Below are 7,651 nucleotides of genomic sequence, written 5' to 3'. Positions count from 1 at the left end.
CGCCTCTGACAGAATCTGTCAGGTTGTATAGGGTGGATATAGACACCCCAAATCGGGCACCAGTGCCTATTGTTCGCGGAATGCGCGATCAAAACTGTCGGTGATCGGGGCAAACAGATAGGCGAGAATCGTTCTGGCACCGGTCACGATTTCAAGCTGTGCGGCCATTCCCGGCGATAAAATCATGCCTTCATGCTCGGCAAGACTTTCCGAATCGATTTCGATCATCGCCTGAAAATACGGGCGGCCTTCCGGATCGGTCAGACGGTCCGGCGACACATCGGACACAATCCCTTTTACCGGCGCAAACCAGCGCTGGCTGAACGCCGTCACCCGGATGTTAACCTCAAGCCCCTCATGAACGACATCAATATCGTTAGGGGATACCCGCGCCTCGATCACAAGCTTGTCATCTTGCGGCACGATTTCAAGGACTTGTGCACCGGGCGGGATCACCCCGCCAACGGTCGAAAACTGAAGATTGGTCACCGTCCCGGAACGCGGTGCCTTGATGTCGGACCGCACCAGAATATCCTCGGCCGATCGCAGCCGTTCATTCAGGTCGGAAATCTCGCCCTGGATATCGCGAAGCTCGGTATTGATGGTTTGCAGATTGTCGCGTGTGAGCTGCGCCTGACTGGATTTGACCTGCTGGATCTGCTGTTCGATGCGCGCAATATCGGCCGAAAACCGCCCGATATTACCCAGAATTTCAACCAGACGACTTTCAAGCTGCAGCAACCGGGTCCGTCTGGCATAGCCAAGATCGACCATCGGTTTGACCATCGCCAGCTCTTCCTTGACGATGCCAACCTGCTGTTCGGCTGCGGTTTTCTGTTCGCGCGTGCCAATAATCTCGCGGCGCAGTTCCTTGATCCGTTCGTCATAAAGGTCAAGTTCACCACGAAACGCGTTCATCCGGCTTTGAAACAGGGTTTCCTGCGATTCAACAATCCCGGCATATTTCGGATCATAAAGCGGGGCGGGAAACTGAATTCTGTCCCTGTCGCCACGCTCGGCAATCAGGCGCGCCTGTGTCGCCAACGCATTGAGATACCGGTTGTTAAGCAGGTCATAACTGGCCCGCGCACGCGTATCGTCAAGCCGGATCAGAACATCCCCGCCCTGCACGCGCGCACCATTGCGCACCAGAATCTCGCGAATGATCCCGCCTTCAAGATGCTGAACACTCTGGCGGCCCGAAAACGGTGCCACCACGCCGCTTGCCGTCGCGGCGGAATTGATGCGCGCGGTTGCCGCCCACAAAATCACCGACCCGACACCCAGGATCAGGATCAGAAGGCCGATCCGCACCAGCGGTCTGACATCGGTTTCAAGTTCGCGCGCGGTCGGAAGCTGCACCCCTGCCATCAGGCACCACCCTGTCTGCGACTAGCCGATCCTTCAACCACGCGAAGCTGCGGCGGATCGCTGCGTTTCGGGCGCGGGGCCGATGCCGGCTGCTCTGCGGCGGTGCGTTCGGCGGCACGCCGTGCCTTGCGGGCTTCTTCCCGGGCGGCGGCCTTTTTGGCCAGAACCTGCGCACGGGCTTCCTTGCGACCGGCTTCAAGGGCGGCTTCGCGGGCGGTTTTGCGCGCGCTCAGCCTTTGCTGTTCCTGTTTTTCACGGGCGATACGCATCCGTTCCGCACGTTCATCCGCCGTTGCCGCGGCTTTTTTACGGGTTGCCGGGCGCATGGTCATCATGGTTCCGCCAGGTGTCGGTTGCGGCACCATTTCGGTGCGTTCGATCCCGGCCGTTGCCTTGGCCTGCGCGGCACGGCTGGCCTGTGCCCGGGTCGGCGTCGGCATGATGCCTGCCGGCAGGGGCGGCTGTTCCGGCGTTTGATTCTGCGACGAATTCTTTTCAATGATCGGGCGTGGCGCATCCGGATTGGGCACGGCAATCCGTTTGGGCGTGATCCGCATTTGTCCGTCACGCGCCGGTTCGGCAGCAGGCGATGCCACGGGTGCAGGTGGTGGCGCGATCATCTGATCGGCCTTGGCCCGCACCGGAACGACCTGAATCTGCCCGTTGGCAAGGGCAAGGATCGCATCGGCCCGCAAAAGAATTTCGCGTTCGTGACTGACGATAAAGGTCGTGATCCCGGCCCGGCGCACGATATCGATCAACGCACTGATATGACCAACACCATTGTCATCAAGGGCGGTTGTCGGTTCATCGAGCAGCAACAGGCGCGGCCGCCCGAACAGGGCGGCGGCAAGGGCAATCAACTGTCGCTGCCCGCCCGAAAGGTTGCGCCCGCCCCGTTCAACCCGGGTTTCATAACCATCGGGAAGATCAAGGATGAATTTATGCGCCCCGGCCAGTTCGGCCGCCTGAATGATGTCGCGCATTTCCGCATTGCCAAGACGCGCGATATTTTCGGCAATTGTCCCCGGAAACAGGAACGGGTTCTGTGACAGATAACCAACCTGCGGGCCAAGTTCGCCGCGATCAATGCGCGATGCTTCGATCTCGTCAAGTTTGACCGATCCCGATCCGGGCACCCAGATGCCCATGATCAGCTTCAAAAGGGCCGTTTTACCAACCCCGTTGAACCCGGCGATGGAAATCACCTGCCCCGGCCCGGTCTTGAAGGAAAATCCCTTGAACAGGACGTTTCGGCTGCCCGGTGGCGCAAAGACCAGCCGGTCAACAGTCACCGACATACCGCGCCCGCGCGGCAGCGGGGCCGTATTCGTCTGACGTTTATCCAGAAGGATCTTGTTTAGCCGTTCGAACGAATTGCGTGCCGAATTCCAGCTCCGCCATGCCGAAACCGCCCCATCAAAGGGTGCCAGTCCGCGCATCCCCATGATCATGGATGCCACCATGATCCCGATCGTGATGCTTTCAGTCAGCACCAGATAGGCACCAACCCCGATAAAGCACACCTGCATCGCCAGACGAATGAAATGCGAAAGCGTGGTTGATGTCCCGACCCGTCGGCTGGCCTGGCCTTCCCAATACAGGGCATCGGACTGGTCTGCCTGCCAGCGCTGGCGCGCGGACGGGGTCATGCCCATGGCTTCCATCGCCTCGGCATTGCGGATATAGGTTTCTTCCTGCGCAATGCCCCGGTTCTGGCTTTCTTCGGACCGGTCGACCGAAATCTTTGCCGCCGCCTCGTTGGCAATCGCAATCAGGATCAGGATCGTCGCCCCGGCACAGGCCACAAGCCCAAGGCGGGTATCAAAGACGAAAACCACACCGATATAAACCGGCGCCCACATGAAATCGATCAGGGTAAAGGGCCCTGATCCGGTCAGAAACCCGCGCAGACCATAAAGATCGCGCAACGGTCGCTGGCGCATATTGTTACCGCGTGCCGCCTGCTGCACGACATGGGCAAACAGGTCCCCGCCAAGCCGAAGATCAAGCGCGGTGCCAACCCGGATCAAAAGGCGGGAACGCAACTGTTCCATCGCCGCAATAAAGACCAGGACAAGCACGATACCAAGCGTCAGCAACAGCAGCGTATCAACACTGCGGCTGGAAAGGACGCGGTCAAATACCTGCATCGAATAGATCGGGATGACCATGTTCAGCATGTTGATGACCATGCTGAATCCACCGACAAGGGCAATCGACCGCCAGAACACCCGTTCCAGCGGGGTGCGATCCCCTTCCCGTGTCGCGCCCGCCTTGCGGACCGACTGGATTTTGTCCAGCAGGGTCATTGTGTTCCTTCCCGAAACCCCGTTCGCAGCAAGTCTTGTATCATATCAAATATGGTGCACGCGCCAAACGACCCGCGACAAACCTGTTACGAGCCACCTATCCGATTGCATAAGCACTATTCTAGGGCAACATATAAGGATGTGTTAACAAATTAAGGAAGTTCAACGATTTGCGGGCAATAATGCCGCCTTTCGCACGTCACCCGATACGATCACTAGCGGCGAATCCGGCCCCACCTGCAACGCCCTGCCATCAAACAGATGGCCGCAATTCGCGGGCAACATACTGGAAATCATCCATTTTCCGGTTTGAATTGCGCGATCTCAAATCCATACCACGGCTTTTGGCATAACCTTGACACCACCTGCCGGGAAATTCTCTGCCCTTGCTGTTCCGGCGCAAAGGAACAACTTTTCATACAGGGAAAGAGAATCGGTAAACCGCATGGAAAACGACGAAAACAACCAGTCAGATCTCCCCGGCTTCCTGCAACGCTTTCTTGCCATCAGCCCGGGCGGCGCTTCGCACACCTTTCCGCTGATGGCCTGCATGGCGGGTGTTCTTGCGGCCTGCGCATGGATGCTGGGTGGATTGTCGATGGCGATTTCCGCTGCGATTGCGGTTGCGCTGATGCTGATGCTTGCCCCCATGGTTTCACCCGAAATCCTGATGAAGCTTCTGCGTGCCCGGCCACTCGATAGCGGATCCTTCCCCGCCATTCACGAAATGGCCGCCATGCTCGCACGCCGTGCCGGGCTTGATTACCTGCCCAAACTTTTCCTTCTGCCGGGCAAGGGGGTCAATGCGATCACCACCGGCACCGCCGAGGATACCACCATCGCAATCTCCAGCGACGCCCTGCATGACCTTTCTCCGCGCCAGATGCGCGCCCTTCTGGCGCACGAGATCGCCCACGCATGGCATGGCGATACCCGCATCCTTCTGATGACCGATGTGCTCTATCGCGCGACCTGGACGGTGGCCCTGTTCGGATTGATGGTTTTCATCTTTGGCGATCTGAACCCGCCGGCATGGATGATCATCATTTTCGGGGCAGTACCCACAATCAGCTTCCTGTTGCAGCGCGCAGTAATCCGGGATCGTGAATTCATTGCCGATCACGGCGCAAGCGACCTTCTGAACGGCCCCGAAGACATGATCGATGCGCTTTTGCATATCGACCAGATCAATCGCCGCCGCCTGCGTCTGATCCCCTATCGCAGCACGCAACCGCCATCCCTGCTCGATACCCATCCCTCGGTCGGTGCCCGCATCCGGGCATTGCGCGACCTTAAACCGGGCACATGGCAGAAATTCTTTGAAAACCGGCGTCCGCCCGGCGCAAACTAGCTCGGTCTGATAATTCTGATAACAACGACGTCCTCTTCCATGCCGGTATCACCCACACCAGATCAGGAACTTGGTCCCTGCCCGATTTGCGGGCGGATGATGATTGCTGGCGACAGTGTCGACCGGCATCACTGGACGCCGAAATCAAAGGGCGGCACGGATACCGAATGGCTGCACCGGGTCTGTCATCGCATGATCCATCGATTGTTTGATGAAACGACGCTGGCACGCAATCTCAATACACCCGAAAAAATCATCCCCCATCCCGATATGCAGACATTCATCCGATGGATACGCAAAAAGCCCGTTGATTATGTCGACTGGCCGGAAAATGCCGGACGATACGGGCGCAATCGCCGCCGCAGCCGTTAAAATCACGAAAATCGACAACAGCCGATTGCATTTTACCGCCGACATAAAGGTTTACCTTGCGTGGCCGGGCCGATATACGGCCCCAGTTTTGCGGCGACAAATCCGGTCGCAATTGGCACTATGACAAACGATCAGCTTTAGGGTCCTGACCCTACGAACGGACAAAGGAAACCAGATGCCAAGCCTAGACATGCTGAGCGAACTGATCCCGGCCTTTGTCACGTTATTTGTGATCATCGACCCGATCGGGCTGGTGCCGGTCTTCATCGTCCTAACACAGGGCACAGATACCAGACATCGCCGTCGCATGGCGATCCGGGCCTGCATCGCAAGCTTCCTGATCCTTGCCGCCTTTGCCGTGGTGGGCGAAAGCGTGCTTGGCATTTTTGGCATACATATGCCGGCCTTCCGGATTGCCGGCGGAACGCTTCTGTTCCTGATCGCGCTTGAAATGCTGTTTGAACGCCGCAGCCAGAAACGCAACCAGCGCGCCGAACAGGTTCATCAGGAACTTGAAGACGAACACGAACTGGATCAGCAGATCACCGATGCCAAACCGGCACAGGCCGAAGACGAGCCCGACGACATTTCGATCTTCCCGATGTCGATCCCGTTCCTTGCCGGTCCCGGTTCCATCGCGACCGTGATGCTGCTGATGGGCAAATATGAAAACAGCGTGGTGATGCAGGTCAGCGTCGTCGCGGTTGTCGGCCTTGTCATGCTCTGCGCGCTGACCATGTTCCTTCTGGCCAATCTGGTCGCCAAACGCCTGAGCCCGACGGTCGCCACGGTTATTACCCGCCTGCTTGGCATGATCCTCGCCGCCCTCGCCATCCAGTTCATCATCGATGGCATCAAACAGGCGTTTTTCTGATCAGCACCAGAACGTTGCCTAACCCTTCAACCCCGCATGGGCCAATGCGGCGATAAGATCGGTCCGGGTGACGATGCCGATGATCCGGTGATCCTCAAGGACCGGGACGGCATCGCACGCCCCATCCGACATCAGCGGCAGCAAGGCGGCAATCGGGGTATTTGCCGTTGCCCGTGGTTCTGTCACCGACATGATTTCAATGGCCCGGATCGGGACATTGCGACGGCGATCAATCAGGCGCACCATCGCGGCAAGCAATCCGCGATCCAGACGAAGCGCGTCTTCGGTTGCACGCCGGATCAGATGGATCTGGAAGATCACCCCGATAAAACGTCCGTCATCCTGAATGACCGGCAGTGATGTAAATCCGTGCCGCCGAAACAGGTCGGCAACCTCGCTAAGCGGGGTCTGGGCATTCACCGTCACCAGATCGCGCGACATGATCTGACCTGCCGTAATCGGCCCGGCGCGATGGGCGGCGACCTGAAATTCAGCCGCCCCGATCAGGCGCGCAAGGTCTTCAACGCCAAGGTTCAGCGACTGGCGATATTGCTGCAAAATGGTGTTGAGCTCCCCCTCGTCCAGACCAAGCCGCTCAATCGGGGAACGGTCCGTTGTCTGAAAGGGGCTCTTGTCATCGAAATGGCGTAACGGATATTTCCGCCCGGTTGCCCGGGCATAGAGCACCGCCGTCAGAACAAGAATGGCCGTGATTGCCGCAACCGGTGTCAGGGCAAATCGAAAGCCAAGCTCGGTCGCAATATCGGGGTTCATCGCAACAACCATCGCAACCGCCCCGCCCGGCGGATGGACCGCGCGCGCAACGATCATAATGGTAATGGCAAGCCCGACCGCCACTGCCACCCGCAAAACCGGATCAGGGATCACATAACAGACGGCAACCCCGGCAAGAGCGGCGACAGAGTTGCCGACAATCGCCGACCACGGCTGCGCCAGCGGACTGTTTGGCACGGCAAACAAAAGCACCGACGACGCCCCGAACGGCGCGATCAGATAAAGCCCCAACCCCTGCAGATCAAGGAACGACAGAACAAAACCGGCAATCCCCAGCCCGATCAGCGCCCCGAACCCGGCACGGATGGCTTCCTTATGCGTGCTGGCCGGTATCGCCGGATAAAGCGCGCGAAAATTGCGAAGTTTCATAGGATTGGTTCATTTCCGGCCCGTTATTGAACATTTCATTATTGTTCAATTTTTTTATAAATGCGATTTTTTCTAGTATTTGTAATTCGCATTCCCGTCAATATCGGCAGCCGATAAATCCCCCAACAAAAAGGAGGGCACGGGGCCCTCCTTTCGAACTTTTCCCGGCAAGGCTCCTGATCGCAAAGCCCTGCAAAAGGCCGGATT

General features: G+C 58.1%; 6 protein-coding genes. 3 read left to right on the top strand and 3 right to left on the bottom strand.

Annotated elements, in window-relative coordinates; translation table 11 throughout:
• Positions 1 to 66: 66 nt before the first annotated feature.
• A complete protein-coding gene (locus AUP42_RS09395; RefSeq protein ID WP_062951219.1) occupies positions 67 to 1,371 on the bottom strand; it encodes an HlyD family type I secretion periplasmic adaptor subunit in 1,305 nt (434 codons plus the stop codon).
• On the bottom strand, positions 1,371 to 3,683 hold the full coding sequence (locus AUP42_RS09390) for a type I secretion system permease/ATPase (RefSeq protein WP_062951218.1): 2,313 nt from the start codon (positions 3,681 to 3,683) through the stop codon (positions 1,371 to 1,373). Before AUP42_RS09390 ends, AUP42_RS09395 begins: the two co-directional genes overlap by 1 nt.
• 445 nt (positions 3,684 to 4,128) lie before the next feature.
• On the opposite strand from AUP42_RS09390, the gene AUP42_RS09385 reads away from it, so the two are divergent.
• The 3 genes from AUP42_RS09385 to AUP42_RS09375 all read left to right on the top strand — a co-directional run bounded on the left by AUP42_RS09385 (position 4,129) and on the right by AUP42_RS09375 (position 6,280).
• On the top strand, positions 4,129 to 5,034 hold the full coding sequence (locus tag AUP42_RS09385; RefSeq protein WP_062951217.1) for a M48 family metalloprotease: 906 nt from the start codon (positions 4,129 to 4,131) through the stop codon (positions 5,032 to 5,034).
• Between the two features lie 39 nt (positions 5,035 to 5,073).
• The gene (locus tag AUP42_RS09380; RefSeq protein WP_231858214.1) at positions 5,074 to 5,406 is read left to right on the top strand and encodes an HNH endonuclease signature motif containing protein; all 333 of its coding nucleotides are present in this window, start codon (positions 5,074 to 5,076) and stop codon (positions 5,404 to 5,406) included.
• Between the two features lie 175 nt (positions 5,407 to 5,581).
• Positions 5,582 to 6,280 carry a MarC family protein gene (locus AUP42_RS09375; RefSeq protein ID WP_231858213.1) on the top strand — a complete coding sequence of 233 codons (699 nt, stop codon included), beginning with the start codon at positions 5,582 to 5,584 and terminating at the stop codon, positions 6,278 to 6,280.
• Between the two features lie 18 nt (positions 6,281 to 6,298).
• Here AUP42_RS09375 and AUP42_RS09370 read toward each other — a convergent pair whose 3' ends face one another.
• On the bottom strand, positions 6,299 to 7,444 hold the full coding sequence (locus tag AUP42_RS09370; protein WP_062951215.1) for an HPP family protein: 1,146 nt from the start codon (positions 7,442 to 7,444) through the stop codon (positions 6,299 to 6,301).
• Positions 7,445 to 7,651: the final 207 nt, after the last annotated feature.

The sequence above is a fragment of the Thalassospira lucentensis genome, from assembly GCF_001613805.1.
In the GTDB taxonomy this organism is placed as follows: Bacteria; Pseudomonadota; Alphaproteobacteria; order Rhodospirillales; family Thalassospiraceae; genus Thalassospira; species Thalassospira lucentensis_A.
Note: the sequence above shows the minus strand (reverse complement) of the source record. Positions and strands in the feature narration are given on the sequence as shown.

Excerpts from the sequence above, each read along its gene's own strand:
- AUP42_RS09395 (WP_062951219.1), bottom strand. The coding sequence starts at position 1,371 with ATGGCAGGGGTGCAGCTTCCGACCGCGCGCGAACTTGAAACCGATGTC.
- AUP42_RS09390 (WP_062951218.1), bottom strand. The coding sequence starts at position 3,683 with ATGACCCTGCTGGACAAAATCCAGTCGGTCCGCAAGGCGGGCGCGACA.
- AUP42_RS09385 (WP_062951217.1), top strand. The coding sequence starts at position 4,129 with ATGGAAAACGACGAAAACAACCAGTCAGATCTCCCCGGCTTCCTGCAA.
- AUP42_RS09380 (WP_231858214.1), top strand. The coding sequence starts at position 5,074 with ATGCCGGTATCACCCACACCAGATCAGGAACTTGGTCCCTGCCCGATT.
- AUP42_RS09375 (WP_231858213.1), top strand. The coding sequence starts at position 5,582 with ATGCCAAGCCTAGACATGCTGAGCGAACTGATCCCGGCCTTTGTCACG.
- AUP42_RS09370 (WP_062951215.1), bottom strand. The coding sequence starts at position 7,444 with ATGAAACTTCGCAATTTTCGCGCGCTTTATCCGGCGATACCGGCCAGC.